Origin of the sequence: Nonomuraea sp. LPB2021202275-12-8, from assembly GCF_037044575.1 — a bacterium.
In the GTDB taxonomy this organism is placed as follows: Bacteria; Actinomycetota; Actinomycetes; order Streptosporangiales; family Streptosporangiaceae; genus Nonomuraea.
The window spans coordinates 155,880-181,596 of record NZ_JBAHWD010000007.1 but is presented as its reverse complement, the minus strand read 5'-3'; the positions used below and the strand labels follow the sequence as shown (position 1 = coordinate 181,596).

27 protein-coding genes and 1 pseudogene are annotated in these 25,717 nt (G+C 70.1%); 11 read left to right on the top strand and 17 right to left on the bottom strand.

Going from position 1 to position 25,717, the window contains the following annotated elements:
- Window positions 1-3: 3 nt before the first annotated feature.
- A complete protein-coding gene (locus V5E28_RS16150; protein WP_336207705.1) occupies window positions 4-582 on the bottom strand; it encodes an SMI1/KNR4 family protein in 579 nt (192 codons plus the stop codon).
- A 202-nt stretch (window positions 583-784) separates the two neighbouring features.
- Window positions 785-1,948, bottom strand: coding sequence for an acyl-CoA dehydrogenase family protein (locus V5E28_RS16145; protein WP_336207704.1), 1,164 nt, complete (start codon window positions 1,946-1,948; stop codon window positions 785-787).
- Between the two features lie 124 nt (window positions 1,949-2,072).
- Between V5E28_RS16145 and V5E28_RS16140 the strand changes: the two genes are divergently transcribed.
- A complete protein-coding gene (locus V5E28_RS16140) occupies window positions 2,073-3,386 on the top strand; it encodes a UDP-glucose dehydrogenase family protein (RefSeq protein WP_336207703.1) in 1,314 nt (437 codons plus the stop codon).
- 101 nt (window positions 3,387-3,487) lie between these two features.
- On the opposite strand, the gene purE is transcribed toward V5E28_RS16140, so the two are convergent.
- Window positions 3,488-4,009 (bottom strand): 5-(carboxyamino)imidazole ribonucleotide mutase, encoded by a 522-nt coding sequence (gene purE, locus V5E28_RS16135; protein WP_336207913.1) that lies wholly within the window; start codon window positions 4,007-4,009, stop codon window positions 3,488-3,490.
- Between the two features lie 14 nt (window positions 4,010-4,023).
- Window positions 4,024-5,172: a 5-(carboxyamino)imidazole ribonucleotide synthase gene (locus V5E28_RS16130; protein WP_336207702.1), complete on the bottom strand. Its 1,149-nt coding sequence runs from the start codon at window positions 5,170-5,172 to the stop codon at window positions 4,024-4,026.
- A 37-nt stretch (window positions 5,173-5,209) separates the two neighbouring features.
- Here V5E28_RS16130 and V5E28_RS16125 point away from each other — a divergent pair, with 37 nt between their 5' ends.
- The gene (locus V5E28_RS16125) at window positions 5,210-5,377 is read left to right on the top strand and encodes a helix-turn-helix domain-containing protein (RefSeq protein ID WP_336207701.1); all 168 of its coding nucleotides are present in this window, start codon (window positions 5,210-5,212) and stop codon (window positions 5,375-5,377) included.
- 101 nt (window positions 5,378-5,478) lie between these two features.
- Complete coding sequence (locus tag V5E28_RS16120) at window positions 5,479-5,964, top strand: GtrA family protein (RefSeq protein WP_336207700.1); 486 nt, start codon at window positions 5,479-5,481, stop codon at window positions 5,962-5,964.
- On the opposite strand, the gene V5E28_RS16115 is transcribed toward V5E28_RS16120, so the two are convergent.
- The 9 genes from V5E28_RS16115 to V5E28_RS16075 form a co-directional block, all read right to left on the bottom strand.
- Entirely contained in the window at window positions 5,948-7,225 is a 1,278-nt protein-coding gene (locus V5E28_RS16115; protein ID WP_336207699.1) for an ATP-binding protein, read from the bottom strand. The genes V5E28_RS16120 and V5E28_RS16115 overlap by 17 nt on opposite strands.
- A 2-nt stretch (window positions 7,226-7,227) precedes the next feature.
- Window positions 7,228-7,896 carry a response regulator transcription factor gene (locus V5E28_RS16110; RefSeq protein WP_043620820.1) on the bottom strand — a complete coding sequence of 223 codons (669 nt, stop codon included), beginning with the start codon at window positions 7,894-7,896 and terminating at the stop codon, window positions 7,228-7,230.
- 276 nt (window positions 7,897-8,172) lie between these two features.
- Window positions 8,173-8,661, bottom strand: coding sequence for a bacterioferritin (gene bfr, locus V5E28_RS16105; RefSeq protein ID WP_336207698.1), 489 nt, complete (start codon window positions 8,659-8,661; stop codon window positions 8,173-8,175).
- A 16-nt stretch (window positions 8,662-8,677) separates the two neighbouring features.
- Window positions 8,678-8,854: a (2Fe-2S)-binding protein gene (locus V5E28_RS16100; protein WP_336207697.1), complete on the bottom strand. Its 177-nt coding sequence runs from the start codon at window positions 8,852-8,854 to the stop codon at window positions 8,678-8,680.
- A gap of 119 nt (window positions 8,855-8,973) precedes the next feature.
- Entirely contained in the window at window positions 8,974-9,594 is a 621-nt protein-coding gene (locus tag V5E28_RS16095) for an MBL fold metallo-hydrolase (protein ID WP_336207696.1), read from the bottom strand.
- Complete coding sequence (locus V5E28_RS16090) at window positions 9,595-10,680, bottom strand: S-(hydroxymethyl)mycothiol dehydrogenase (protein ID WP_336207695.1); 1,086 nt, start codon at window positions 10,678-10,680, stop codon at window positions 9,595-9,597. It abuts the gene before it with no gap.
- Window positions 10,681-10,695: 15 nt separating this feature from the next.
- Window positions 10,696-11,667 (bottom strand): adenylate/guanylate cyclase domain-containing protein, encoded by a 972-nt coding sequence (locus V5E28_RS16085; protein ID WP_336207694.1) that lies wholly within the window; start codon window positions 11,665-11,667, stop codon window positions 10,696-10,698.
- A gap of 10 nt (window positions 11,668-11,677) precedes the next feature.
- Window positions 11,678-12,190 (bottom strand): PH domain-containing protein, encoded by a 513-nt coding sequence (locus tag V5E28_RS16080; protein WP_336207693.1) that lies wholly within the window; start codon window positions 12,188-12,190, stop codon window positions 11,678-11,680.
- Window positions 12,191-12,223: 33 nt separating this feature from the next.
- On the bottom strand, window positions 12,224-13,039 hold the full coding sequence (locus tag V5E28_RS16075; protein ID WP_336207692.1) for a biotin--[acetyl-CoA-carboxylase] ligase: 816 nt from the start codon (window positions 13,037-13,039) through the stop codon (window positions 12,224-12,226).
- Between the two features lie 185 nt (window positions 13,040-13,224).
- Between V5E28_RS16075 and V5E28_RS16070 the strand changes: the two are divergent.
- The 3 genes and pseudogenes from V5E28_RS16070 to V5E28_RS16060 all read left to right on the top strand — a co-directional run.
- Window positions 13,225-13,440 (top strand): annotated as a pseudogene (locus tag V5E28_RS16070) (formate dehydrogenase accessory sulfurtransferase FdhD); the annotation flags it as partial.
- 63 nt (window positions 13,441-13,503) lie between these two features.
- Window positions 13,504-14,589 (top strand): epoxide hydrolase family protein, encoded by a 1,086-nt coding sequence (locus V5E28_RS16065; RefSeq protein ID WP_336207691.1) that lies wholly within the window; start codon window positions 13,504-13,506, stop codon window positions 14,587-14,589.
- A 135-nt stretch (window positions 14,590-14,724) separates the two neighbouring features.
- Window positions 14,725-15,351, top strand: a complete 627-nt coding sequence (locus V5E28_RS16060; RefSeq protein ID WP_336207690.1) for a lysoplasmalogenase — start codon at window positions 14,725-14,727, stop codon at window positions 15,349-15,351.
- On the opposite strand, the gene V5E28_RS16055 is transcribed toward V5E28_RS16060, so the two are convergent.
- The 3 genes from V5E28_RS16055 to V5E28_RS16045 form a co-directional block, all read right to left on the bottom strand.
- The gene (locus V5E28_RS16055) at window positions 15,301-17,922 is read right to left on the bottom strand and encodes a phosphoenolpyruvate carboxylase (RefSeq protein ID WP_336207689.1); all 2,622 of its coding nucleotides are present in this window, start codon (window positions 17,920-17,922) and stop codon (window positions 15,301-15,303) included. The genes V5E28_RS16060 and V5E28_RS16055 overlap by 51 nt on opposite strands.
- 68 nt (window positions 17,923-17,990) lie before the next feature.
- Window positions 17,991-19,556 (bottom strand): hypothetical protein, encoded by a 1,566-nt coding sequence (locus V5E28_RS16050; RefSeq protein WP_336207688.1) that lies wholly within the window; start codon window positions 19,554-19,556, stop codon window positions 17,991-17,993.
- The gene (locus tag V5E28_RS16045) at window positions 19,553-20,323 is read right to left on the bottom strand and encodes an ABC transporter ATP-binding protein (RefSeq protein ID WP_336207687.1); all 771 of its coding nucleotides are present in this window, start codon (window positions 20,321-20,323) and stop codon (window positions 19,553-19,555) included. Before V5E28_RS16045 ends, V5E28_RS16050 begins: the two co-directional genes overlap by 4 nt.
- Before the next feature lie 36 nt (window positions 20,324-20,359).
- On the opposite strand from V5E28_RS16045, the gene V5E28_RS16040 reads away from it, so the two are divergent.
- The 3 genes from V5E28_RS16040 (at window position 20,360) to V5E28_RS16030 (ending at window position 23,189) form a co-directional block, all read left to right on the top strand.
- Window positions 20,360-21,946, top strand: coding sequence for an acyl-CoA carboxylase subunit beta (locus tag V5E28_RS16040; RefSeq protein WP_336207686.1), 1,587 nt, complete (start codon window positions 20,360-20,362; stop codon window positions 21,944-21,946).
- A complete protein-coding gene (locus V5E28_RS16035; protein WP_336207685.1) occupies window positions 21,943-22,140 on the top strand; it encodes an acyl-CoA carboxylase subunit epsilon in 198 nt (65 codons plus the stop codon). The genes V5E28_RS16040 and V5E28_RS16035 overlap by 4 nt, the downstream gene beginning before the upstream one ends.
- A gap of 107 nt (window positions 22,141-22,247) precedes the next feature.
- Complete coding sequence (locus tag V5E28_RS16030) at window positions 22,248-23,189, top strand: NYN domain-containing protein (protein ID WP_336207684.1); 942 nt, start codon at window positions 22,248-22,250, stop codon at window positions 23,187-23,189.
- Window positions 23,190-23,272: 83 nt separating this feature from the next.
- Here V5E28_RS16030 and V5E28_RS16025 read toward each other — a convergent pair whose 3' ends face one another.
- Window positions 23,273-23,746: a DUF4267 domain-containing protein gene (locus V5E28_RS16025; RefSeq protein WP_336207683.1), complete on the bottom strand. Its 474-nt coding sequence runs from the start codon at window positions 23,744-23,746 to the stop codon at window positions 23,273-23,275.
- Here V5E28_RS16025 and V5E28_RS16020 point away from each other — a divergent pair.
- Window positions 23,745-25,220 carry a DNA-3-methyladenine glycosylase 2 family protein gene (locus tag V5E28_RS16020; protein WP_336207682.1) on the top strand — a complete coding sequence of 492 codons (1,476 nt, stop codon included), beginning with the start codon at window positions 23,745-23,747 and terminating at the stop codon, window positions 25,218-25,220. The genes V5E28_RS16025 and V5E28_RS16020 overlap by 2 nt on opposite strands.
- Window positions 25,217-25,717: a methylated-DNA--[protein]-cysteine S-methyltransferase gene (locus V5E28_RS16015; protein WP_336207681.1), complete on the top strand. Its 501-nt coding sequence runs from the start codon at window positions 25,217-25,219 to the stop codon at window positions 25,715-25,717. The genes V5E28_RS16020 and V5E28_RS16015 overlap by 4 nt, the downstream gene beginning before the upstream one ends.

Below are 25,717 nucleotides of genomic sequence, written 5' to 3'. Positions count from 1 at the left end.
GTGTCAGCTGACGTCCGGCAGGGTGGAAGAATCCGGATCCTCGGGTGCGAACTCGGGATACATGCCAGTCATGAGATCCCAGAACGAGCGGTACTCGATCTCTCCAGGACGCCAGGCGGCCAGGTCAAATGCCTGCCACTCGCCGTCAGCTCCCACAACGTGCGGGTTGAGGAGACAGACCTGGCCGTCGACGTCCTCCGAGATGCAGAGCATGTCACCGACCGAATCGCCCCATACAGCCATGTAAGGGGCGATGTCACGGATCCAGCCGACCTCGGCCAAGGGCAGTACGCGCAGGCACGAACAGCTTTCCTCATCCCAGCCGTTGGAAACCTGGAGAAACTCCCTGTAGCTCGGCGGAAGACGCATACCAAAACGTTCCTCGTGCCGCGCCAGTTCGGCCTCGCCGGCGCCGGTCGCCCCGAGCCACTCCGGAGGTGGCTGCGCCTCCACCAGGTGCCGCGATCCCGGCGGCGCGGAGGCCACGCTCCGCGCGTGCCGCTCGTGGATTCTGCCGTTCACGGTCCGAAGAAGATCGGCCCAGGGATAGCGCGGACCATCAGAGGCATGGGGCGTGATCACGGATCCACCGTACGGCACCATGATCGGTAAGGGCATTACCCGATGTACGGCGTACCGGTCCATGCGCCGATCGACGCCCACCCGCCCTCTTCCGCCCGCCGCCGATCCTCGGGGCCGCGTGCAGGCTGCGGAAACCGTCTGGAAGCCCCAGCAGCTCCAGCCTTGCGCATGATCACTTACCGGGTTCTCGCACGTCAACTGGCTACTTGAGCAACTGCCGAGCCATCACCATCCGCTGGATCTGGTTCGTACCCTCGTAGATCTGGGTGATCTTGGCGTCGCGCATCATGCGCTCCACCGGGAAGTCCTTCGTGTACCCGTAGCCGCCCAGCAGCTGCACCGCGTCCGTGGTGATCTCCATGGCCGCGTCCGAGGCCGCGCACTTGGCGGCGCTGGACAGGAACGTCAGGTCCTTCTGCGGGGTGCCGTGCATGGCCAGTTCGGACTTGGCCGCCGCGTGGTAGGTGAGCTGCCTGGCCGCCTCGAGCTTCATGGCCATGTCCGCGATCATGAACTGGAGGCCCTGGAAGTCGGCGATCGCCCGGCCGAACTGCTTGCGCTCCTTGACGTAGCCGATGGCGTAGTCGAGGGCGCCCTGGGCGATGCCGAGGGCCTGGGCGGCGATGGTGACGCGGGTGTGGTCCAGGGTCGCCAGGGCCGTCTTGAAGCCGGTGCCGGGGGCGCCGATCATGCGGGATTCTGGGATGCGTACGTTGTCGAGGATCACCTGGCGGGTCGGCGAGGCCTTGATACCGAGCTTTCTCTCCTTCGGCCCAAAAGAGACGCCTTCGTCGGACTTTTCTACGACAAATGCGGAAATGCCGCGAGCACCTGCCGACGGGTCCGTCACCGCCATCAGCGTGTAGTACTCCGAGACGCCCGCGTTCGTGATCCACATCTTGGCGCCGTTGAGCACATAGTGATCGCCGTCCTTGACGGCCCGGGTCTTCATCGCGGCGGCGTCCGAACCGGCCTCCGACTCCGAAAGGGCGTAGGAGAACATCGCCTCACCCCGCGCGACCGGCGCGAGGTAGCGCGACTTCACCTCCTCCGAGGCCGACAGCAGCAGCGGGACCGTGCCGAGCTTGTTGACCGCGGGGATCAGCGAGGACGAGGCGCAGGCCCGCGCCACCTCCTCGATCACGATCACGGCGGCCAGCGCGTCGGCCCCGGCTCCTCCGTACTGCTCGGGCACATGGATGGCGTGCAGGTCGGCCGCGACGAGCGCCTTGTAGACGTCCCAGGGGAACTCCTCGGCCTCGTCCGCCTGGGCGGCATGCGGGGCGATCTTCTCGTCGGCGAGGGCCCTGACCGTCTCCCTGAGCATGTCGTGCTCTTCGGCGGGCGCGTACAGAGGAAAGCTCATGCTCGAATACTAGGACGTCCGAGCATCTTGTTACCAGTCAGTACGGTTTGTCAGGATGACCAGGTGGCACGAAGCAGGTAGCGAGGAGCCGGTAACATGCCTCGCGATCGGAAGGAGCTCACTCGTGCCATATCGCCTCACGGTGATCGGGACCGGATACCTGGGCATCACCCATGCGGCGTGCATGGCGGACCTCGGTTTCGAAGTTCTGGGTCTTGACATCGACGCCGACAAGATCGACCTGCTCAACAACGGTGAGCTCCCGATCCACGAGCCCGGGCTGGAGCCCGTGTTGCGCCGTGGCCTGGAGTCCGGCCGACTCCGCTTCACCACCTCCTACGAGGAGGTCGCCGCCTTCGGGGACGTGCACTTCGTCTGCGTGGGCACCCCTCAGAAGCGCGGCGAGTACGCCGCGGACGTGTCGTACATGGACAACGCCATCGCGTCGCTGGCTCCGCTGCTCGATCGCGAGTGTCTGGTCGTCGGCAAGTCCACGGTGCCGGTGGGCACCGCGGGCCGGCTGGCCGAGATGCTCACCCGGCTCGCTCCGGCCGGCTCCCAGGCGGAGCTGGCCTGGAACCCCGAGTTCCTGCGCGAGGGCTTCGCCGTCCAGGACACGCTCAACCCCGACCGCATCGTGCTCGGCGTCCGCACCGAGCGGGCCGAGAAGGTGCTGCGGGAGGTGTACGAGCCGCTGGGCGAGGTGCCCATGGTCGTCACCGACTTCGCCACGGCGGAGCTGGTCAAGTCCGCCGCCAACTCCTTCCTCGCCACCAAGATCTCCTTCATCAACGCCATGGCCGAGGTCTGCGAGGCGGCCCACGCGGACGTGCAGCAGCTCTCGCTGGCCCTGTCGTACGACGACCGCATCGGCGGCCGCTACCTCAACCCGGGCCTCGGTTTCGGCGGCGGCTGCCTGCCCAAGGACATCAGGGCGTTCATGGCCCGCGCGGGCGAGCTCGGCGCCGACCAGGCGCTGACGTTCCTGCGCGAGGTGGACATGATCAACATGCGCCGCCGCGCCCGCATGGTGGACCTGGCGCGAGAGCTGGCCGGCGGCTCCTTCCACGGCTGCACCGTCGGCGTGCTCGGCGCCGCCTTCAAACCGAACTCCGACGACATCCGCGACTCCCCCGCGCTCGACGTCGCGGTCACGATCGGCCACCAGGGCGGGCAGGTCACCGTCTACGACCCGATCGCGCTCGACAACGCGCGCAAGGCCCACCCGGAGCTCAAGTACGGCGACTCCGCCGTCGAGGCGGTCCGCGGCGCGCACGTGGTGCTGCTGCTCACCGAATGGCAGGAGTTCGTGGACCTCGACCCGGAGCAGCTCGGCGCCGTCGTCGCCTCCCGCAGGATCGTCGACGGCCGCAACGCGCTCAACTCCGAGGCGTGGCGCTCGGCCGGCTGGCACTACCGGGCGCTCGGCCGCCCGTAGCGATCCGGAGGGAGCGCCCGCACGGGACGCTCCCAGGAAGCGCGTACGGGCGCGTGAGGGCATCCGGGCCCCAGGGTGGCACTTTGGGGCCGTACGTCCCGCTATGGGCTCTTTGAGCCCGTTTGAGAAGCTGCTGCGGCAGGCTGCGCCAGGGTGGCGGCCTCGGCGCGCAGGCGCTCGCCCTTGGCGTAGGCCTGCTCCTTCAGCCGGCCCTGAAACTCCTCCATGCGCGAGCGCAGGGCGGCGTCGGAGGCGGCCAGGATGCGCACGGCCAGCAGTCCCGCGTTGCGCGCGCCGCCGACGGCGACGGTCGCCACCGGGACCCCCGCGGGCATCTGCACGATCGACAGCAGGGAATCCATCCCGTCGAGGTGTTTCAGCGGCACCGGCACGCCGATCACCGGCAGCGGCGTCACCGAGGCCAGCATGCCGGGCAGGTGCGCCGCCCCGCCCGCGCCCGCGATGATGACCTGGACGCCGCGGGAGGCCGCCTGCCGGCCGTACTCGATCATCTCGGTGGGCATCCGGTGCGCCGAGACCACGTCGGCCTCGAACGGGATGCCGAACTCCGCGACGGCCTCGGCGGCCGCCTTCATCACGGGCCAGTCGGAGTCGCTGCCCATCACGATGCCGATCGTCACGCGTACTCCCCGGTGGTCAGGTGGACGGCGGCGTGGCGGGCGCGGGCGCGGACCTCGTCCAGGTCGGTGCCGAGCGCGGTCACGTGGCCGATCTTGCGGCCCGGCCGCACCTGCTTGCCGTAGAAGTGCACCTTGATGCCGGGGTCGTGGGCCATCACGTGCTCGTAGCGCTTGAACAGGTCCGGGTCGTCGCCGCCGAGCAGGTTGGCCATGACGACGACCGGCGCCGTCATCGTGGGCGAGCCGAGCGGCAGGTCGAGCACGGCGCGCAGGTGCTGCTCGAACTGGGACGTGCGCGAGCCCTCGATCGTCCAGTGGCCGCTGTTGTGCGGGCGCATGGCCAGCTCGTTGACCAGCAGCCCGTCAGACGTCTGGAACATCTCCACCGCCAGCAGCCCGGTCACGCCGAGCTCGTTGGCGATGTCGAGCGCGACGCGCTGGGCCTGGGCCGCCTGCTCGGGGTCGAGCCCGGGGGCCGGCGCGAGCACCTCGACGCAGATGCCGTCCTGCTGCACGGTCTCCACGACCGGGTAGCTGACGCCCTGCCCGTGCGGCGAGCGGGCGACGAGCACGGCCAGCTCGCGGTCGAACGGCACGAACGCCTCGGCCATCAGCGGGACCTCGGCCGAGAACGCGTCGGCGACGTCGGCGTCGGTGCGGCACATCCACACGCCGCGGCCGTCGTAGCCGCCCCTGATCGCCTTGAGCACCACCGGCCACCCGTGCTCGGCGGCGAACGCGGTCGCCTCGCCGGCGTCGGCGACGCGCGCCCAGGCGGGGCAGGGCGCGCCGATCTCGGTCAGCCGCTCACGCATGACGGCCTTGTCCTGGGCGTGTACGAGCGCGTCGGCGCCGGGGTGCACCTCGACGCCGTCGGCGGCCAGGGCCCTGATGTGCTCGGTCGGCACGTGCTCGTGGTCGAAGGTGATCGCGTCGCAGCCCTTGGCGAAGTCACGCAGGTCGGACAGGTCGCGGTAGTCGCCGATCCGGGTGTCGACGATGACCCTGGCGGCGCTCTCGTCAGGGGCGCCTGCCAGCACCCTCAGTTCTATGCCGAGAGCGATCGCGGGCTGCTGGGTCATCCTGGCGAGCTGGCCGGCGCCAACCACGCCGACGACCGGTCCGATGGGGCTGTATGCGTTCACGTGAGGTGAGCATACCCGTCCACTTCCAGGAGGTTCGGTGGAGAATCGCATACTCAGGCGGCGGGCAGCGGAAGGTGGTCGCAGTCGCAACGCGGTCAGCCGGAACATCCGGCGCATCGAGACCATGCTCCACGCCGACCTGTCCGACCCCCAGCAGAGGCTCGCGCTCCAGCTCGCCTGCCGGGCGGCGAGGCTACCTGGGTGATGTTCTTTGTCGGGAATGTTCGCCACGCTGACGCGGGGCAGTAAGGTACGCCGGTAGGCTGAGATGGTCATCCATGACTAGGGAAGGGCCGAGCAAGAGACGTGCAGGTTCTCAAACGCCTCTACCAGCGACTCGTTTCCCTGGTGTTCCACGAGCTGGGCAAGTTCGGAACGGTCGGCGCCGCCGCTTTCGTGGTCGACACCGGCATGTACAACCTGTCCCTGGCCCTGTTCGGCCTGGGGCCGATGACCTCCAAGGTGCTGGCGGCCGTCATCTCGATCACGTTCGCCTACCTGGGCAACCGCTACTACACGTTCCGGGATCGGGAGCAGAGCGGTCTGGGCCGTGAATACTTCCTGTTCTTCCTGCTCAACGGCATCGCGCTGCTGTTCGGCGTGCTGGTGATCGGCTTCGTCACCTACACCCTGCACCTCGACGACATCGTCAGCCTCAACATCGCCAACATCATCGGCGTCGGCCTCGGCACCCTCTTCCGCTACTGGTCGTACAAGAAGTGGGTGTTCCTGGAGGCGACCGAGCCCATCCCGGCCGAGCTCCCTGAGGCCGGGATCAGGCAGGACCGCTGACCACCCGGTTGCGGCCGTTGTCGTCGGTGGGACGCAGGAAGATCGCGAACTTCGCCGGACGCCGCCGTACCAGCTCCAGCCGTCCGCCGTCGGCGGCGGCCAGGGCGCGCGCGAGCGTCAGGCCGAGACCGGTGCCACCGCCCCCGCTCACGCTCCGCTCGAAGATCTTGGGCGCGATCTCGTCCGGGATGCCCGCCCCCTCGTCGGCCACCTCGATCACCACATAGTTGTCGCCGCAGCTCGTCGTCACCGTGACGGTGCCGCCGCCGTGGCGCAGGGAGTTCTCCAGCAGGGTCGCGATGACCTGGCCGAACCCTCCGGTGGTGGCCAGGGCCTTGAGGTCGCGGGTGCCTTCGAGCACCAGCGTGCGGCCCACGCCGCGGAAGACCGGCTGCCACTCGGTCACCTGCTGGATGAGCACCTCGTCGATGGAGACCGGCTCCGCCTGGGCGTGGCGTTGCCTGCGGGCCGCGGCCAGCAGCTCGTCGATCACCGCTGTGAGCCGCTCGGCCTGCACGATGGCCGCTTCGCCCTCCTCCCGCACCACCACGGGCTGGTCGGAGGCCGCGACGATCTCCTCCAGCCGCATGGTGAGCCCGGTCAACGGGGTGCGGAGCTGGTGGGAGGCGTCGGTCGCGAACTCGCGCTCACGGGTGAGCAGGTCGGAGATGCGGGTGGCGCTGCGGTCCAGGACCTGGGCCACCTTGTCCAGCTCGGGGATGCCGTAGCGGTGCTTGCTCGGCCGGGCGTCACCCGAGCCGAGCCGCTCGGCGATCTTGGCCAGGTCCTGCAAGGGCAGCGTCAACCGGCGCGACTGCACGATGGCCAGACCCACCGCGACCGCGAGAGCCGCGACGGCCAGGGCCACGATCAGCAGCAGGCGGGCATAGACGTCCTGCTCTATCTGGGCCCGGTCGCGGCTCACCCGGACGAAGATGCCGCTGTCGGACTCGGCGTCCTCGGTCATCTGCTCCCCCGAAGACGGCGGGGTGCCGACGATGGTGGCCTTGGGAGGGTTCCCGCGCTCGAAGATCTGGATGTAGCGGTCCGGATACTTCTGCTCCAGTTGCTTGGGGTCGAGCGGCGTCTCCTGGATGCGGGCGTACTCGACCTCCCCCACCAGGCGCGTCGCCTCCGCCCTGAGCTCCTGGGCGGCCTCGTCGACGATCAGTCGGCTGACCACGAGGCCCAGAGGCACCCCGAGCAGCAGAACGGCGATGACCGCGACGACCAGGGTGGAGGTGAGCAGGCGTCGGCGCATGCCTACTCGCGTTCGAAGCGGAAGCCGACTCCCCGGACAGTGGTGATGTAACGGGGCTTGGCGGCGTCGTCGCCCAGCTTGCGGCGCAGCCACGAGATGTGCATGTCGAGAGTCTTGGTGGAGCCCCACCAGTTGGTGTCCCACACCTCCCTCATGATCTGCTCGCGCGTCACCACCTTGCCGGCGTCGCGGACCAGGACCCTGAGCAGGTCGAACTCCTTGGTCGTCAGGTGCAGCTCCTTCTCTCCCATCCAGGCACGGCGGGAGTCGGCGTCGATGCGGACCCCCTGGACCACCGGGGTCTCGGAGGTGCCGCGGCGCAGCAGCGCCCGCACGCGGGCGAGCAGTTCGGCGAGCCGGAACGGTTTGGTGACGTAGTCGTCGGCGCCGGCGTCGAGTCCGACGACGGTGTCGACCTCGTCGACGCGGGCTGTGAGGATCAGCACCGGGGTGCCGTGCCCTTCGGCACGTATCCGGCGAGCCACCTCCAGGCCGTCCATCTCAGGCAGGCCAAGGTCAAGAACGATCAGGTCGATGCCCCCCGACAGAGCCCTCTCCAGGGCCTGCGGGCCGTCGGGGCTCACCTCAACCTGATAGCCCTCGCGGCGCAGGGCGCGCGCGAGCGGCTCGGAAATCGAGGTGTCATCCTCGGCGAGAAGTACGCAGGTCATGAAGCGATCGTAGGACCTTAGAGGATCGTTTCCCGGGCACAGCGCACGGTTTGACTCGTCGTTGACCTATCCATTGACCTGGCCAAACACGGCTAAACATCGGTTAGTCGTGATTAAATTACCGCGATTCTCGGGGAGGAAACCAATACACGAGCATGCCCCGCGGTGACACCGTCAATCCACTCCCGGGCGTGTCGCGCCGCGCCGGCCCCGAAAACGCGTCAGCCCGCCCGGAGGAGCGCGAGAACTCCCCCAGGGCGGGCGTCAGGCGTGATCTCAGTCCGAGTCCGAGGACGGCGGCTCGGCGTAGCGGGCCAGGTAGAGCTGCTCACCGAGGGTCTCCATGAGCCCGAGCTCGGTCTCGAGGTAGTCGATGTGCTTCTCCTCGTCCTCAAGGATCTCCTCGAAGATCCTGGCGGAGGTCACGTCGCCCTTCTCCCTCATGAGCTGGATGCCCGGCCGGAGCCGTTGCACCACCGAAAGCTCGACCTCCAGGTCCGCCCTGAGCTGCTCGCGCACCGTCTGCCCGATGTGCAGCGTGCCGAGCCGCTGGTAGTTGGGCAGTCCTTCCAGGAAGAGAATGCGATCGGTGAGCCGCTCGGCGTGGCGCATCTCGTCGATCGACTCTTCACGGGTGTACTCGGCCAGCTTGGTGTAGCCCCAGTTCTCCTGCATCTTGGCGTGGAGGAAGTACTGGTTGATCGCTGTGAGCTCCGCGGTGAGCTGCTCGTTGAGCAACTCGATGATCTGCTTGTCGCCCTGCATGAACGGGCCCCTTGTGCTAAGCGGTGGTCAGTGCGTCAGACCGCTTCAGGATCGCACAAATCTTCCGCACACAAGAAGCGCAGTCCCCTCCAGCACCCGTGGTGTCGCGAACTTGCTTCGCGCTTCGGGCGCCGCTTGCGATGCAGTCGTGAACCTCGTTCTCGGTCACTGCGCGGCAAACGCACACGTACATCTGGGGCGAGCCTCTCAAGGGAAGTGAGCCATCTTTGGTTAGGCACACCTAAGATAGCTCACTTAAGTAAGGCTTGCCTATGTTAGGTGGGCCACAGTGGCTGACGACCCCGCGAGGGTTCAGTGACCTCGGGCGATCCACTCCTCCAGATGCGGCGCCTCGGTCCCGATCGACGTCGAGTCGCCGTGCCCGGTGTGCACGACCGTCTCGGGAGGCAGCGTCAGCAGTTTGTCCCTGATCGAATCGACGATCGTGGGGAACGACGAGTAGGAGCGCCCGGTCGCCCCCGGCCCGCCTTTGAACAGCGTGTCGCCGCTGAACAGCACGCACACGTCCGGCGCGTACAGGCAGACCGCCCCGGGCGAGTGGCCCGGGGTGTGCAGCACCTCCAGCGAGATCCCGCCGGCCTCGATCTTCTCGCCGTCGGCCAGGGGAACGTACGGCACCGAGTCCCCGTACACCTGCGACCAGAGGACCTCGTCGGCGGGGTGCAGCCGGATCGGCGCGCCGGTCAGCTCGGCGAGCTCGGCCGCCGCGTTGATGTGGTCGTTGTGCGCGTGCGTGCAGACGATGGCCTTGACGTCGCGCTCGCCCACCCGCTGGGCGATGGCCCGCGCGTCGTGCGCGGCGTCGATGACGATCACCTCACGGGCGCCGCCCACCAGCCAGACGTTGTTGTCGACGTCCCACGTGCCACCGTCGAGCGAGAACGTTCCCGAGGTGATGACCCTGTCGAGCATCTAGAGGATCACCACCGAGCGCAGCACGTCACCGCGCCGCATCTTGGCGAACGCTTCCTCGACCTCGTCGAGCGCGATCGTCTCCGACACGAACCTGTCCAGCGGCAGCCGGTGCTGCAGGAACAGGTCGATGAGCATCGGGAAGTCGCGGCTGGGCAGGCAGTCGCCGTACCACGACGACTTGAGCGACCCGCCGCGGCCGAACACGTCGAGCAGCGGCAGCTCCAGCCGCATCTCCGGCGTCGGCACGCCGACGAGGACGACGGTGCCGGCCAGGTCGCGGGCGTAGAAGGCCTGCTTGTAGGTCTCCGGGCGGCCCACGGCCTCGATCACCACGTCGGCGCCGAAGCCGCCGGTGAGGTCGCGGATCGCCTCGACCGGGTCGCCGGTGCTGGAGTTGACGGTGTCGGTGGCGCCGAAGCCGCGCGCCCACTCCAGCTTGCGGTCGTCCACGTCCACCGCGATGATCTTGGCTGCCCCGGCGAGTGACGCGCCGAGGACCGCCGCGTCACCGACCCCGCCGCACCCGATCACCGCGACCGAGTCGCCGCGGGTGACGCCTCCGGTGTTGATGGCGGCGCCGATCCCGGCCATCACACCGCAGCCCAGCAGCCCGGCGACCGACGCGGGCGCCTCGGCCGACACCTTGGTGCACTGCCCGGCGGCGACCAGCGTCTTCTCCAGGAACGCGCCGATGCCCAGCGCGGGTGAGAGCTCGGTGCCGTCGGCCAGCGTCATCTTCTGGGTGGCGTTGTGGGTGGCGAAGCAGTACCACGGCCTGCCGCGCAGGCAGGCACGGCACTGACCGCACACCGCCCGCCAGTTGAGGATGACGAAGTCACCCGGCTCCAGCCCGGTGACGCCCTCGCCGACCGCCTCGACCACGCCCGCGGCCTCGTGCCCCAGCAGGAACGGGAACTCGTCGTTGATGCCGCCCTCCCGGTAGTGCAGGTCGGTGTGGCAGACCCCGCAGGCCTGCACGTTCACCACCGCCTCGCCGGGACCCGGATCAGGCACGATCACCGTCTCGATGGAAACTTCCTGGCCCTTGCCCCGGGCGATCACGCCCTGCACTTCGTACGGCATGGCAGCCATCTTGTGTCAGAGGGATGATCTCCGCAAGACATAGGGCTGCACCACGCCGAGGCCTCTGGCCGGCCTGCGCCTGAGCTTGTGGGTGACGAAACCGCGCTCGCCGGCCAGCCCCTCGGCCAGCGCGGCGTCGACGACGATCGTGCCGGGCTTGGCGATGGCGGTGAGCCTGGCGGCCAGATTGACGGTGGGGCCGAAGACGTCGCCCATCACGGGCAGCACCGGACCGTAGGCCAGGCCGATGCGCAGCTCCTCCGCCTCGACCAGGTCGAGCGCGATCGCCGCCGCCCGGGCCGGGGTGGGCGCGGTGAACAGCACCTCGTCGCCGAGGGTCTTGACCAGCCGGGCGCCGTGGACGGCGACCACGTCGGAGGCGCGCGCCTCGAACCCCTCCACCAGCGCGGCCAGCTCCCGCTCGTCGAGCTCGCGGGAGCGCCGGGTGAACGACACCAGATCAGCGAAGCCCACCGCCAGCGACACGCGGCTCGGCACGAGCTCGTCGTTCAGGTCCGCGATCGCCAGCAACCGGGTGCCGGCGGCGCCGAGCTGGGCCCGCCAGACGTGGATGAGCAACCGCTCGAAGTCGGGCAGCAGCTTCTGGGCGGTGCGCAGCACCCTGCCGAGGTCCTCGGCCGTCGGCTCGTCGCCCTGCGGGAGCATCCTGCCGATCACGATCTCGGCCTGCCACTGGGCCAGCCTGGACGTGGTCTGGCCGAGCGCGCGGGCCATCCGGATGACGGTCTCCTCGTCGAGCAGCTCGCTGTCGAGCATCTTGCGCACCCGGACCAGCGCGTCCACGTCGGCGTCGGAGAAGGCCACGGCGTCGTCGGCCAGCGTGGCGAAGCCGAGCGCCCGCCAGATCCGCTCGGCCAGCTCGCGGGAGACCCCGGCCCGGGCCGAGACCTCGTGCCTGGCGTAGCGGGCGGGCATGCCGGACAGCAGCTGCTCGATCTCCTCGGCCGTCGGCCTGCGCTCCGCCACGCCCAGCAGGTTACCGACCGTCGAGCTCGCCGTCGGAGGCGTCCTCGACCAGACGGAACAGGTCCATGCGGACGTCCTGGATCTTCGGGATGTCACGCAGCACGATCCGGCCCCTGTCGCCGGCCGACTCCACGACCAGCGTGCCGCAGCCGAGCATGCGCTCGGCGAACGTCTGGTCGGAACTCACCGTGTTGACCTTGGTCATCGGGATCTCGTCCGTCGACTTGTTGAGCACGCCGGTGCTGATCGTGAAGCGGTGGGTGGTGAGCACGTAACCCGTGTTCTTCCACTGCAGGTAGGGGACGAACGACCAGACCGTCAACAGGAGCACCCCGATGACGCCGACCGCGATCCTGGCATAGGAGGAGTATTCCCACTCGCCCGGTATGAAGTAGATCGCCGCGCCGGTGCCCGCGGCGATGAGGACGAGTGCGAGGAACGGGACGATGAGCCGCTTCCAGTGGGGGTGGAAGGACCGCACCCGCCGCTCGCCCTGCGTCAGATGGTGGTCGGGAATGGTCATGCGCAAATGGTGCCACCCTCGCCCCTTCCGGGGCTACGCCGTTGGCCGAACGTGCACGACGTCGCCCGCGCTCAGCGCCAAGGTCTCGCCGCCCGCCGCCACCTGGAGGTGGCCGGCCCGGTCGATGCCGGTGGCCGTGCCGGCGAGCACGGCGCCGCCCGGCAGCTCCACCCTGACCTGGCGGCCGACCGTGGCGGAGGCGGCCAGGTAGGCGGCACGTAGCCCGCAGGCATCGGCGTCGCCGCCCGCGTCGGCCCACTCGCGGTAGTGCGTTTCGACCTCTCTGAGCACCGCCCTGAGCAGCGGATCGCGGTCCAGGCACGCCGCCTGCTCGATGGCCAGCGAGGTCGCCGTCTCGACGGGGAGCTCGCCCGGCTTCAGCAGCACGTTCAGGCCCATGCCGACGACCACGGCGCCCTCGGCCTGCTCAGCGAGGACGCCGGCCAGCTTGCGCTCGCCGACGAGCAGGTCGTTCGGCCACTTGAGGCGCACGTCCACCTCGGCCAGCCTGCGCACCGCCGAGGCCGCGGCCACGCCGAACAGCAGCGGCAGCCAGCCATACGCGGCCACCGGCACGGACGGCCTGAGCAGGACGGAGAACGTCAACCCTGCGCGCGGCGGGGCGGTCCAGGTGCGGCCCAGCCGACCGCGGCCGGCGAGCTGCTCCTCGGCCACCAGCACCGCGCCCTCCCCGGCGCCGCCGCGCGCGTCGAGGGCGAGGTCGGCGTTGGTCGAGCCGGTGCTGTCCACAACGGTGACGCCGGTCCACAGCGAGCCCGGCCGCACGAGGGCGCGGTTGAGGGCCGCCTCGGACAGGGGCGGACGGTCCAGGTCGGAGTATCGCGTCATCCCTCCATCTTCGCGCACGTCACCGGCCCCTTCCCGGCGCGGCAAGCAGTTCAACTGCATGGTCCGCGAGCGCCTCGACGGCTTCGACGGGGCGATGCGCGAAGCTGAGCTGATGAGCGAGTACGACGCGGACCGGCTCGGCCCGCCCGACGGCGTTCCGGTCGAGCTGCGCTCGGGCGAGCGCTCCTATGTCCGGCCACGTTCTCATGGTCAGCGGCAGGGCCAGCTACGAGATCATGCAGAAGGCGCTGACGGCCGGCGTCCCGGCGGTGTGCGCGGTCTCGGCTCCCTCCTCCCTGGCCGTGGAGCTGGCCAGGGAGTTCGGGATGGCCCTGGTGGGGTTCCTGCGCGACGAACGCTGCAACATCTATGCGGGCCAGTATCGCATTGGAGTGGAATGAAGCGTTCCGTTCTGCTACAGTTGGAACAGAACAAGTTGTTCCGCTCTACCTCCGGGAGCATCCATGAGCACCGCGATCCGCCCCTTCCGCGTCGAGATCTCCCAGGCCGACCTCGACGACCTTCAGGCCCGCCTGGCCCTGACCCGCTTCACCGACGAGATCCCCGGCGCCGACCAGGGCGTCTCCGTCGAGCGCGTCAAGCGCCTGATCACCCACTGGCGCGACGGCTTCGACTGGCGCGCGGTCGAAGCCCGGATCAACGGGTTTCCCCAGTTCACCACCGAGATCGACGGCCAGGACATCCACTTCCTGCACGTCCGCTCCGAGAACCCCGACGCGCTGCCCCTCATCCTGACCCACGGCTGGCCCGGCTCGATCGCCGAGTACTTCGACGCCGTCGAGCCCCTGTCGCGCCACTTCCACCTGGTCATCCCGTCGCTGCCCGGCTACGGCTTCTCCGGCCCGACCAAGGAGCTCGGCTGGAACAACCAGCGCATCGCCCGCGCATGGGCCGAGCTGATGTCCCGCCTCGGCTACGAGCGCTACGGCGCCGTCGGCAACGACGCCGGCTCGATGATCTCCCCCGAGATCGGCCGGATCGACCCCGACCACGTCGTCGGCGTGCACGTCACCCAGATCTTCTCCTTCCCGTCGGGCGACCCCGCCGAGTTCGCCGGTCTGACCGAGGAGGACCAGGCGGGCCTGGCCGTGCTCGACTGGTTCTGGAAGGAGAAGGGCGCCTTCAACGTGCTGCACTCGCAGCAGCCGCAGACCCTCGCCCACGCCATCGCCGACTCCCCCGCCGGGCTGGTCGGCTGGCTGGCCCAGCTCCTCGACGAGGACCTGGACGACGACTTCGTCCTGACCAACGCGGCCATCTACTGGTTCACCGGCACGGCCGGCTCCGCGCTGCGCCTCTACTGGGAGAACACGCGGGCCGAGCAGCCCACGGAGCCCACCACCGTGCCGATCGGCCTGGCGATGGGAGACGGCGACTTCAAGTCCATCCGGCCGTTCGCGAACCGCGACCACGCCAACATCGTCTCCTGGAAGACGCTGCCGGCTCCGGCCCGCGGCCACTACACGGCCCACACCGCGACGGACGCCCTCACCTCTGACGTCCGGGCCTTCTTCGACAGCCTCGGCTAGGGAGCGCGTGCCGAAGGTCCGGTCACCTCTCGTGGCCGGACCTTCCCGTCGGCCAGGTGAGCGAGGCTCACGTTAAGGTGATGGCGAACCCGGTGGCCCCGTGCCGGCACCGGCCGATCTGGCGGAGTGTCGGAAATGCTCATTCTGTTCGGCGTACTCGCCGTGGCCAACCTGATCTCCGTGACGCTGGGCGTCGAGGCACTGGAGTGGGCGACCAAGCCGCTGCTCTGCCCGGTGCTGGCCGCGTACGTGCTGCGGACAGTGCCCCGGCACCGGCTGCTGGCCGCCGGGCTGGTGTTCGCCGCGGCCGGGGATGTCGCACTGCTCGTGGAGGGTCAGGTCGCCTTCGTCATCGGGATGACGTCTTTCCTGGTCATGCAGATCTGCTACATCGTCGTCTTCGTCCGGGCAGGCGCCCGGCTGCGCTGGGGCGCGGCCGGGTACCTGCTGGTGTGGGTGGTCGCCGGGGTGATGCTGTGGGGGCCGCTGGGCGGGCTGGCGGTGCCGGTGCTCCTGTACGGCCTGGCCCTGGTGACGATGGCGGCCTTCGCGAGCGGGGTCAACCCGGTCGCCGGGATCGGCGGCGGGCTGTTCGCGTTCTCCGACCTCCTGGTGGGGCTCGGCGTGACGGGGACGGACTTCAGCGGCCGCGGCACCGTGCTGATGACGACCTACATCGCCGCCCAGTTCCTGATCGTCCGGGGCGTCCTGTCAGCCGGTGTTCTGCAGCCCGGCGGCCACCCCGTTGACCGACAGAAGTAGCAGCGTCGACAGCCTCTCGCGCTCCCGCTCCGACGGCTCTCCCGTGCGGAGCGCCGTCAGCGCCCGCAACTGCAGGTGGGACAGGGCGTCCACGTACGGGTCGCGGAGCTGGACGGCGCGGGAGAGGACCTTGCGGTTCTCCAGGAGGCGCCGGTGCCCCGTCACCCGCAGGACGAGCGTCCGGGTGCGGTCGTACTCGGCCAGGACCTGGTCGGCGAAGTCCTGCCTGCCGCCGAGTGCCAGGTAGCGCTCGGCGATCGAGCGGTCGGTCTTGGCCAGCGACATCTCGGCGTTGTCCAGCAGGGCGTTGAACAGCGGCCATTCGGCGTAGGCCGCCTGGAGCTCCTCCAGGGAGGCGGCCGAGGCGAGGCCGGTGCCCAGGCCGTACCAGCCGGGGAGGTTGACGCGGGTCTGGGCCCAGGCGAAGACCCAGGGGATGGCGCGCAGGTCGTCGAGGGAGCGCGGGGCGCCGAGGCCGCGGCGGGCGGGGCGGGAGCCGAGTCGCAGCGAGCCGATCTCCTCCAGGGGGCTGACCAGGGCGAACCATTCGGGGAAGCCGGGGGCCTCCGTCAGGGCGCGGTAGGCCTGCTCGGAGGCGCGGGCGACCTCCTCGGCGATGGGGCGGAAGCGGTCGGCGGCAGCGGCGGTGCGGGAGCCGACTGTGGGCGAGGAGGCTATGAGGACGGCGTTGGCGACCTGCTCCATGTGGCGGCGGGCGATCGCGATGTGGCCGTAGCGGGCGAAGATGACCTCGCCCTGCTCCGTGACCTTGAAGCGACCTGCCACCGAGCCGGGGGCCTGGGCCAGCACGGCGCGGTTGGCGGGGCCGCCGCCCCGGCCGAGCGCGCCGCCGCGGCCGTGGAACATGCGCAGCCTCACGTCGTGCTCGGCGGCCCAGGCGGTGAGCTGCTCCTGGGCCTCGTACAGGCGCAGGGTGGCGGCCGCCGGGCCGAGTTCCTTGGCCGAGTCGGAATAGCCGAGCATGATCTCCAGGCGCCTGCCGGTGGCCGCGAGGCGCTCCTGGACCTGCGGGATCTCCAGCATGCCCGCGAGCACGCGCGGGGAGTTGGCCAGGTCCTCGCCGGACTCGAAGAGCGGCACCACGTCCAGGACCGCGCTGCGGTTGCCGAGGGCGTGCCCGGCGAGCTCGTGGACGGCGGCGATGTCGTCGGCGGAGCGGGTGAAGGAGACGACGTAGCGGGAGCAGGCGGTGACGCCGAACCGCTCCTGGATCCAGGCGATGACCCGGATCGTGGCCAGGACCTCCTCGGTGCGCTCGGAGAGCGCGCCGCCGGCTCGCAGCTCCTCCAGGGCAGCCGCGTGCACCTGGGAGTGCTGACGCACCTCCAGCTCCGCCAGGTGGAAGCCGAACGTCTCCACCTGCCAGATGAGGTGCTGCAGCTCTCCGTACGCCTGCCGTACGGCGTGCTCGGCCAGGGAGTCCTGGGCCAGGCGCAGGTCGGCGAGCAACTCCGCGGGGGCGCGGTAGGCCAGGTCGAGGTCGCGGCGGTGGGTGGCGGCGATGCGGGTGGCCACGAACAGCATCCACTGCCGGTGCGGCTCGTTCGGCGAGCGGGTGGCGAGCTCGGAGACGATCTCGGGCTGGGCGTCGACGGCGGCGTCCAGCGCGGCGCGCAGCTCCGGCGAAGCCTGGGCGAACTGGGCGGAGGCGGTCAGCGTGCGGGCGATGCGCGAGCAGGCCGCCTCCAGGGCGGTGAGCACGTGCTCGGACTGGATCTGGATGGTGTCGCGGGTGACCTTGGAGGTGACGTTGGGGTTGCCGTCGCGGTCGCCGCCGATCCAGCTCCCGTAGCGGATGAACGGCTTGGCCAGCGGGGGCCGGGTGCCGGTGTCGTCGCCGAGCGCGGCGTCGAGCGAGCGGTAGACCTGCGGCACCATCCGGAACAGCGTCTCGTCGAAGGCGGCCATGGCGGTGCGCACCTCGTCGCGCGGGTCGAGCTTGGTGTTGCGGAGCTGCGCCGTGCGCCACAGGAGGTCGATCTCCTCCAGCAGGCGGCGTTCGTCCTCGGCGCGCTCGGAAGCGCCGCGGCCGGGCGTGTTGTAGTCGGTGAGCCGGCCGCTGATGCGCTGGATGGCGGTGACGACGGCGCGCCTGCGGGCCTCGGTCGGGTGCGCGGTCAGGACGGGCTGCAGCTCCAGGTCCTCGACCAGCTCGGCGACCCGCTCGCGGCCGAGGTCGTGGACCGCCTCGGCGAGCGACTCGCGCTGCACCTGGTCGCCGGTGTCGCGTTCGCGCAGGATGCGGATGCGGTAGTGCTCCTCCGCCAGGTTGGCCAGGTGGAAGTAGCAGGTGAAGGCACGGGCGATCTGGACGGCCCGGTCGATTTCCCATCCGGCCGCCATCGCGGCGATCTCGTCGCCCGACACCTCTCCTCTGCGGGCGGCGATGACCGCCTTGCGTAGGCGTTCGACGTCTGCGAGCAGGTCAGCGCCACCCTGCTCGGCGATGACCTGCCCGAGCAGCTTGCCGAGCAACCGCACGTCGCGGCGCAGCTCGTCCGGCATCTCGGTCACGGCAGTGCTGCGATGCTCAAGCCCCTGGTCAATCATGCTTCGAAGGGTACAGAGTCGGTCATGACAGCCGCAGACCGGTCTCAGTTATTGGACTAGACCAATGCTCAGGTGGGCTTCGAGACCGCCGCCAGCAGCTCAGGCATCCGGGCGTAGCCGATCTTCGAGCCGAGCCTGCGGCCGAGCACCTCGGCGAGCAGGCCGTAGAAGGGCGCGAGCGCGCACACCCACAGGGCGCCGAAGGCGATGGCGATCACGAACGGCACCGACAGCAGCGTGATGCCGGCCAGCGCCGCCATGGAGGAGGCGAGCGCCTGGCCGCCCTGGCCGGGGGCGGCGCCGGTGAAGGCGTTGAGCCGCTCCGGCACGGTGTACGGGATGACCACGCTGGTCACCGAGCCGACGCCGAAGCCGACGCCGAGCGCGCCGAGGCCGGCGAACAGGGCCCAGGCGATCGCCCCCGGGTTGCCGGTGAACAGCCCCGCGCCGATGGCGATCGCCAGCAGCAGCGGGGCGGCTACCAGCGCGTTGGCGAGGTGGCGGCCGGCCAGGTCGATGCTGAGGCCGCGTTCGGAGCCGATGGCCACGGCGTTCATCCACAGGGAGCGGCCGTCGATGCCGAACGCGTTGCCGAGCTGGATGGCGATCATCAGCCCGCCCGTCCCGGTGAGGACGATCGGCAGCCCGGGGCCCGCCGGGCCGTCGCTCTGGTTGCCGATCGAGAAGGCCAGCACCGCGGTGACGACGACCGCGCTGAACCAGACGACCCGGTAACGGGGCTCGCGCCGGATGTACTTGAGCTCCTTGGTCACCACGGCCGCCAGCGGTCCGTCAGGCAGGAAGCGGTCGACCAGGCCGCTCTCCTTGCGTACGGAGGCCGCCTGGTTGGAGACGTCGGGCGTGACCAGGGCCCGGCCCAGCGCCTTGATCCACAGCCAGGCGGCGGCGACCACGACGAGCGCCACGATGGCGAGCTCGGCCAGGCCGGTGATCCCGCCGTCGGCGATGGCGTGCGCGGCCAGGCCGGACGGGGTCCAGCGCAGCACGCTCGCGGCGCCGTGCAGCAGCGCCAGGGGGTCGCCGAGGTTGCTGTTCACCAGCAGGTTGGGGAGCTGGAAGACGAGCACGGCGCCGATCGCCGCGACGGCCAGCACGTCGCGGCCGCGCCTGGTGCGCAGCGCGCTGGACAGCGAGGTGGTGACGAGCCTGGAGGCGACCAGGCAGAGCGCGAACTGCAGGAGCACCGCGGGGATCCCGAGCAGGATGCCGCCCGCGCCGGAGGCGAGCCCGGTGAGCGCGCCGACGGTGACGATCAGGGTCACCAGCGGCCACACGCCGGTGGCGGAGGCGGTGAACATGCCGACCGCGAGCCGGCCGGTCGGCAGTGGGAACAGCGACAGCCGCGACGGGTCGAGCGTGTCGTCCAGGCCGAAGGCGAGCAGCGGCACGATCATCCAGCTCACGAGCAGGACGGTGAACACGACGATGACGATGTCGGCCGCGACCTCGGGGGGCGCCAGCCGGACCAGGCTCATGAGGAAGAAGCCGAGCAGGGCCGTCAGCACGGCCATGGCCAGCGTGAAGCCGAAGCCGAGCTTGCGGGCCAGGTCGCCGCGGAGGTTGCCGGCCAGCAGGCGGATCTTGAGTCCGGCGAAGAGCGCGACCGTGCTCATCGCTCGTCCCTGGATCCCAGCCAGGTCAGGCCGGCCTCCCCCTGGTCGGGTGAGCGGCCGACGAGCTCCAGGAAGGCCTGGTTGAGGCTGCGCCCGGCGCGGACCTCGGCCAGCGGCCCCTGGGCCACGATGTGCCCGCGGCTCATCACCGACACCCAGTCGCACAGCCGCTCGACGAGGTCCATGACATGGCTGGAGAAGATCACGGTGGAGCCGGAGGCGGTGAAGCGTCGCAGCACCTCGGTGAGCGTCTCGGCGCTGACGGGGTCGACGCCTTCGAACGGTTCGTCGAGGAAGAGCACCGACGGGTTGTGCAGCAGTGCCGCGGCCAGGCCGATCTTCTTGCGCATGCCGGTGGAGTAGTCGACGACGAGCTTGTCGGCGGCCTCGGCCAGGTCCATCACCTGCAGCAGGTCGGCGGCGCGCCGCTCGACCTCGGCCTTGGGGATGCCGCGCAGCCTGCCGTTGTAGAGCAGCAGCTCGCGGCCGGACAGCCGCTCGAACAGGCGCAGCCCTTCGGGCAGCACACCGATGCGCGCCTTCACTTCAAGGGTGTCGCGCCAAACGTGCAGGCCGTCGATCTCGGCCTGGCCGCCGTCGGGGCGGAGGAGGCCGGTGATCATGCTGAGCGTGGTCGTCTTGCCGGCTCCGTTGGGCCCGACGAGACCGGCGAAGCTTCCTGCCGGAACGACGAGGTCGACGCCCGCGACCGCGACCTGTGCTCCGTATCGTTTGAATAGGGCGGTGGTGCGAACCGCATCCGTCATGGAACCACTGTACGAGCAGGGTTTACCCTTGCGCGCATGAGTGCTGCTGACCCGATGCCGGACTTGCCGGACATTCATACCACCGCAGGAAAGATCGCCGATCTGGAGCGGCGGCTCGACGAGGCCGCCCACGCCGGGTCGGCGGCCGCGGTGGAGAAGCAGCACGCCAAGGGCAAGATGACGGCTCGCGAGCGGGTGCTCGCGCTGCTGGACGAGGGCTCGTTCGTGGAGTTCGACGAGTTCGCCAGGCACCGCTCGACCATGTTCGGCCTGGAGAACCGGCGGCCGTACGGCGACGGCGTGATCACCGGCCACGGCACCGTCGACGGGCGGCAGGTGTGCGTGTTCTCGCAGGACGTCACCGTGTTCGGCGGCTCGCTCGGCGAGGTGTACGGCGAGAAGATCGTCAAGGTGCTGGACCTGGCGCTCAAGACCGGCTGCCCGATCATCGGCATCAACGAGGGCGGCGGCGCGCGCATCCAGGAGGGTGTGGTCGCGCTCGGGCTGTACGCCGAGATCTTCAAGCGCAACGTGCACGCCTCCGGCGTCATCCCGCAGATCTCGCTCATCATGGGCGCGGCGGCCGGCGGGCACGTCTACTCCCCCGCGCTGACCGACTTCGTCGTCATGGTGGACCAGACGTCGCAGATGTTCATCACCGGCCCGGACGTGATCAAGACGGTCACCGGCGAGGAGGTGACGTTCGAGCAGCTCGGCGGCGCCCACACGCACAACACCAAGTCGGGCGTGGCCCACTACCAGGCCTCGGACGAGGACGACGCCCTCGAATACGTCAAGGCGCTGCTGTCCTACCTGCCTTCCAACAACCTGGACGACGCCCCGGAGTTCGGGGCGGCCGAGGACCTGGAGCCCGCCCCCGAGCTGGACGAGGTGATCCCGGACTCGGCCAACCAGCCGTACGACATGCACCGGGTCATCGAGCACGTGCTGGACGAGGGCGAGTTCCTGGAGGTCCACGCGCTGTTCGCGCCGAACATCGTGGTCGGGTACGGGCGCGTCGACGGGCGACCGGTGGGCGTGGTGGCCAACCAGCCCATGCATTTCGCCGGATGCCTGGATATCGACGCATCCGAGAAGGCCGCTCGTTTTATTCGAACATGTGATGCTTTCAATATCCCGATCCTGACTTTTGTTGATGTGCCAGGATTCCTCCCAGGAACGGATCAGGAATGGAACGGAATCATCCGCCGCGGCGCCAAGCTCCTCTACGCCTACGCGGAGGCCACCGTGCCGCTTGTCACGGTGATCACGCGTAAGGCGTACGGCGGGGCCTACGACGTCATGGGCTCCAAGCACCTGGGCGCGGACGTCAACCTGGCCTGGCCCACCGCGCAGATCGCGGTCATGGGCGCGCAGGGCGCCGTCAACATCCTCTACAGGCGCGAGCTTGCCGCCTCAGCCGAGCCCGACTCGGAGCGGGCCAGGCTGGTGACCGAGTACGAGGACACGCTGGCCAATCCGTACATCGCGGCCGAGCGCGGCTACGTGGACGCGGTGATCCGCCCGTCCGAGACCCGGGCCCAGGTCGTCAGAGCGCTGGGGGCTCTGCGCAACAAGCGCGCCTCCCTGCCGCCGAAGAAGCATGGGAACATCCCGCTATGAGCGATCACCTGCGCATCGTCCGCGGCGACGCGACCCCGGAAGAGATCGCCGCCCTGGTCGCCGTCCTCGCCGCCCGGCAGGCCGAGCCGCCGTCACCCGCTCCCCGCAGCCGAACATGGCGAAACCCGGCTAGAAGCATGCGTAAGACACTCGCTCCAGGGAAGTCGGCTTGGCGGATGAGCGCCCAACCCTAGATAGATCCCGGGAATCGGGTGTCAAGTTCCCCGGGAGTTGGGACTATCTAGAGAAAGTAGGCGTATATAGTCGGCCGATCAACTAACGCCGCGGCCTGGAGGACATCATGGCCATCCCAGACCTCATGCCGCATCCTGTGGCAGCGAAGTACGCCATCCTTGTGGATGTCGGTTATCTCTACGCTGCCGCAGGTGAAGTGCTACTCGGTGCCAAGGAACGCAAGGAATATCGTGTGGCCGCCGATGAGCTCATCCAGAGTCTACAGAAACATGCAGAGGAACGTATATCTGGAGAGCTGCTGCGGATCTATTGGTATGACGCAGCCCGTGACCGTGTGCCCACCGTCGATCAGCGGGTCATCGCCCAGCTTCCCTGGGTCAAGGTCCGGCTTGGCAACCTGAACGCCCGCGGCCAGCAGAAAGGCGTGGACGCGCAGATCAGGAGCGATCTGGAGGCGCTGGCGAGGCACCATGCCGTAACGGACACGATCCTGCTCGCCGGTGATGAGGACATGGTTCCGGCGGTGGAGGCGGCGCAGGCCTACGGGGTGCGCATCCACCTGTGGGGTGTCGAGCCGCCATACGGCACCAACCAGGCCGAACGACTGGTCTGGGAGTCCGACACCGTTGAAGTGATCAGCGCTGATTTCCTGAGGTCCTTTTTCAGCCGCGCTCCCCAGCCCGTCCCGGTGGCCCCGCCGGCCGTCGCGCCGTCCCCGGCGCAGGTGTTCGCCGGCCGCGCCCCGGTCAAGCCGCACGTCAAGCCCGGCCAGGTGGCCAAGCTCGGCCCGAGCCGGCCACGCGTGGAGGACGTGGGCGAGCACGTGGCGCAGAAGTGGATCCTGACGCGTGGCCGCGACAACATCCGCGACCTGCTGCCGGGGCCGATCCTGCCGACGGTGATCGACACCGAGCTGCTGATCGAGGCGGAGAAGGAGCTGGGACACTCGCTGCGCCCCTACCCGGAGGCACGGGTGTGGCTGCGCGACGGCTTCTGGGCCCGCGTCTACCGCGAGTTCGACCTGGGAGTCGGCGTCTCGTCCAAGTGACCCGCCGGGAGCGCCGTCCGGGCGTACAGAGGACATCTCGCCCGGAACGGCGCGCGCCGCGGAGGCCGGCCTGCATGGTGCCGTCAGGTCATGAGAAGCAGGGCCGCGTCGATGAGCACGACCACGGCCGTGGCGAAGTGGATGCCGAAGGCGACCGCCTTCGTGCCGCCGTGCCGCAGCACGATGACGGTGTCGCCGAGCGGCACCAGGGCGACGACCAGCATGAACCACCCCGCGGCGGTGCCGCCCGCGAAGGCGAGCAGGGCCAGGCCGAGAATGCCGTAGGCGAGGTCGCGCAGGCCCTTGATGGACAGGTAAGCGGCGTCGCCGCCGGCTTTTCGCGGGGACGCCGTAGCCGGCGGCCGAGGCATGCCACTCCAGGGCACCGGGAGCGCGACGCCGATCGAGCGCTTCTCCTCCCAAGGCCGCCGAAGAGGCCGGAACGCCTGGTCCGATTCCCGCCAGTCACCCCCTCCTGCCTGCTGACCTGCGATTTCACGGTGAGGTCCGATTCCCGCCAGCCGGGGCCCGCGGCCAGCGCCTAGTCTCGGAGGCATGTCACCAACAGAGCTCGACTTCGACTCCTGCTACCGGGCCGTCTCGGCCAGGGACGCCCGGTTCGACGGGCGGTTCTACACGGCGGTGACGACGACCCGGATCTACTGCCGTCCCATCTGCCCGGCGCGCACGCCCGCCTCGCGCAACGTGCGCTTCTACCGGCACGCCGCCTCGGCCGAGGCCGCGGGGTTCCGGCCGTGCAAGCGCTGCCGCCCCGAGCTCTCCCCCGGCGATCCGGGGTGGGATCTCCGCGGCGACCTCGTCGGCCGCGCGCTGCGCCTGATCGACGACGGCGCCGCCGACGAGGACGGCGTGGCGGGCCTGGCCAGGCGGCTGCACATCACCGAACGCCACCTGCACCGGCTGTTCGTCGCCGAGCTCGGCGCCGGGCCGCTGGCCGTCGCCAGGACCAAGCGGCTGCTGCTGGCCAAGCAACTGCTGACGGAGACGGCGCTGCCGGTGACCGACGTGGCGTTCGCGGCGGGCTTCGGCAGCGTCAGGCAGTTCAACGCGACCATGCGGGAGACGTACGGCTTCACGCCGAGCGAGCTGCGCGCCACGGCCGGGGGCCCCGCCTCCCGCGCCGTCGCCGGCCCCGCCAGGGAGGTCACCGGCGGCGACGGCTCCACGGCCGGCGAGCCGGTCCTCACCGCCGCGCCGGCCACGCTCCGGCTGCGCCTGCACGCGCGGGAGCCGTACGACGTCGAAGGCGTTTTCGGCTTCCTCGCCTCCCGCGCCATCCCCGGGCTGGAGGTGGCGGACGCGACCTCCTACAGCCGTGCCGTCCCCGGCGGGACGATCACCCTCACCCCGCAGCGCGGGCACCTGGCACTCGACGTGTCCGTGGACGACACCCGGCAGCTCGCCCGCATCGTCGCGCGCTGCCGCCGGCTGCTGGACCTCGACGCCGACCCGGCCGCCATCGCCGAGGCGCTGGCCCAGACCTCCCTCGCCCCGCTCGTCGCGGCCCGGCCCGGCCTGCGGGTGCCGGGGACGTTCGACGGGTTCGAGCTCGCGGTGCGGGCGGTGGTGGGGCAGCAGATCTCCGTCGCGGGCGCGCGCACCCTGCTCGGCCGGATGGTCGCGCGAGCCGGACGTCCCACGACCGCCGAAGGTCACCTCTTCCCCACCCCCGCCGAGCTGCTCGCGGCCGATCTCGCCGGGCTCGGGCTGACGAACCGGCGGATCGACACGCTCAAGGAGCTGGCCGTCCGCGTCGACGGCGGCCTGATCGACCTGGACGGCGCCCAGGAGCCCGCCGAGGCGGTCAAGGAGCTCCTCTCGATCCCCGGCATCGGGCCGTGGACCGCCAGCTACATCGCCCTGCGCGCGCTGCGCGACCCCGACGCCTGGCCCACCGGGGACCTGGTGCTCGACCGGCGCATGGCCGCCCTGGACATCCCGAAGGAACACCTCGAGCGGTGGCGCCCCTGGCGGGCCTACGCCGCCCTTCACCTCTGGAGTCACTCATGATCAACGCCCAGATCCTGCCCACCCCGATCGGCGTGCTGTCCGTGCTGGTGCGCGACGGGGTGCTCGTCGCCGCCGGCTTCACCGCCGACCCCAAGGAGATGTTCGCGCGGCTCACGCCCGCGCTGCAGGCCGAGGGCCTGGACGGCGTCGACGACCTCGGGCCGGTCGCCCAGGCGGTGCGCGACTACTTCGACGGCGACCTCGAAGCGCTGGACGCCATCCCCGTCGAGCAGCCGGGCTCGCCCACCCGCAGGCGCCTCCACGAGGTCCTGCGCGAGGTCAAGCCGGGCACCACGGTGTCGTACGCGGAGCTGGCCGTGCGGGCGGGCCTGCCGCGGACCGCGGCACGTGTGGCGGGGTCGGCCTGCGCCCAGAACCTGATCGCGCCGTTCGTGCCCTGCCACCGGGTGCTGCCGACCACGGGCGGCTTCGGCGGCTACTACTACGGCGTCCCGGTGAAGGAGTGGCTGCTCGCCCACGAGTCCAGTAAGCACTGA

Excerpts from the sequence above, each read along its gene's own strand:
- V5E28_RS16050 (WP_336207688.1), bottom strand. The coding sequence starts at position 19,556 with ATGAGCACGGTCGCGCTCTTCGCCGGACTCAAGATCCGCCTGCTGGCC.
- V5E28_RS16065 (WP_336207691.1), top strand. The coding sequence starts at position 13,504 with ATGAGCACCGCGATCCGCCCCTTCCGCGTCGAGATCTCCCAGGCCGAC.
- V5E28_RS16025 (WP_336207683.1), bottom strand. The coding sequence starts at position 23,746 with ATGCCTCCGAGACTAGGCGCTGGCCGCGGGCCCCGGCTGGCGGGAATC.
- V5E28_RS16080 (WP_336207693.1), bottom strand. The coding sequence starts at position 12,190 with ATGACCATTCCCGACCACCATCTGACGCAGGGCGAGCGGCGGGTGCGG.
- V5E28_RS16040 (WP_336207686.1), top strand. The coding sequence starts at position 20,360 with ATGAGTGCTGCTGACCCGATGCCGGACTTGCCGGACATTCATACCACC.
- V5E28_RS16015 (WP_336207681.1), top strand. The coding sequence starts at position 25,217 with ATGATCAACGCCCAGATCCTGCCCACCCCGATCGGCGTGCTGTCCGTG.
- V5E28_RS16030 (WP_336207684.1), top strand. The coding sequence starts at position 22,248 with ATGGCCATCCCAGACCTCATGCCGCATCCTGTGGCAGCGAAGTACGCC.
- V5E28_RS16115 (WP_336207699.1), bottom strand. The coding sequence starts at position 7,225 with ATGCGCCGACGCCTGCTCACCTCCACCCTGGTCGTCGCGGTCATCGCC.
- V5E28_RS16100 (WP_336207697.1), bottom strand. The coding sequence starts at position 8,854 with ATGTACGTGTGCGTTTGCCGCGCAGTGACCGAGAACGAGGTTCACGAC.
- V5E28_RS16045 (WP_336207687.1), bottom strand. The coding sequence starts at position 20,323 with ATGACGGATGCGGTTCGCACCACCGCCCTATTCAAACGATACGGAGCA.
- V5E28_RS16055 (WP_336207689.1), bottom strand. The coding sequence starts at position 17,922 with ATGATTGACCAGGGGCTTGAGCATCGCAGCACTGCCGTGACCGAGATG.
- V5E28_RS16020 (WP_336207682.1), top strand. The coding sequence starts at position 23,745 with ATGTCACCAACAGAGCTCGACTTCGACTCCTGCTACCGGGCCGTCTCG.
- V5E28_RS16060 (WP_336207690.1), top strand. The coding sequence starts at position 14,725 with ATGCTCATTCTGTTCGGCGTACTCGCCGTGGCCAACCTGATCTCCGTG.
- V5E28_RS16090 (WP_336207695.1), bottom strand. The coding sequence starts at position 10,680 with ATGCCGTACGAAGTGCAGGGCGTGATCGCCCGGGGCAAGGGCCAGGAA.
- bfr (WP_336207698.1), bottom strand. The coding sequence starts at position 8,661 with ATGCAGGGCGACAAGCAGATCATCGAGTTGCTCAACGAGCAGCTCACC.
- V5E28_RS16075 (WP_336207692.1), bottom strand. The coding sequence starts at position 13,039 with ATGACGCGATACTCCGACCTGGACCGTCCGCCCCTGTCCGAGGCGGCC.
- V5E28_RS16110 (WP_043620820.1), bottom strand. The coding sequence starts at position 7,896 with ATGACCTGCGTACTTCTCGCCGAGGATGACACCTCGATTTCCGAGCCG.
- V5E28_RS16095 (WP_336207696.1), bottom strand. The coding sequence starts at position 9,594 with ATGCTCGACAGGGTCATCACCTCGGGAACGTTCTCGCTCGACGGTGGC.
- purE (WP_336207913.1), bottom strand. The coding sequence starts at position 4,009 with ATGGGCAGCGACTCCGACTGGCCCGTGATGAAGGCGGCCGCCGAGGCC.
- V5E28_RS16145 (WP_336207704.1), bottom strand. The coding sequence starts at position 1,948 with ATGAGCTTTCCTCTGTACGCGCCCGCCGAAGAGCACGACATGCTCAGG.
- V5E28_RS16035 (WP_336207685.1), top strand. The coding sequence starts at position 21,943 with ATGAGCGATCACCTGCGCATCGTCCGCGGCGACGCGACCCCGGAAGAG.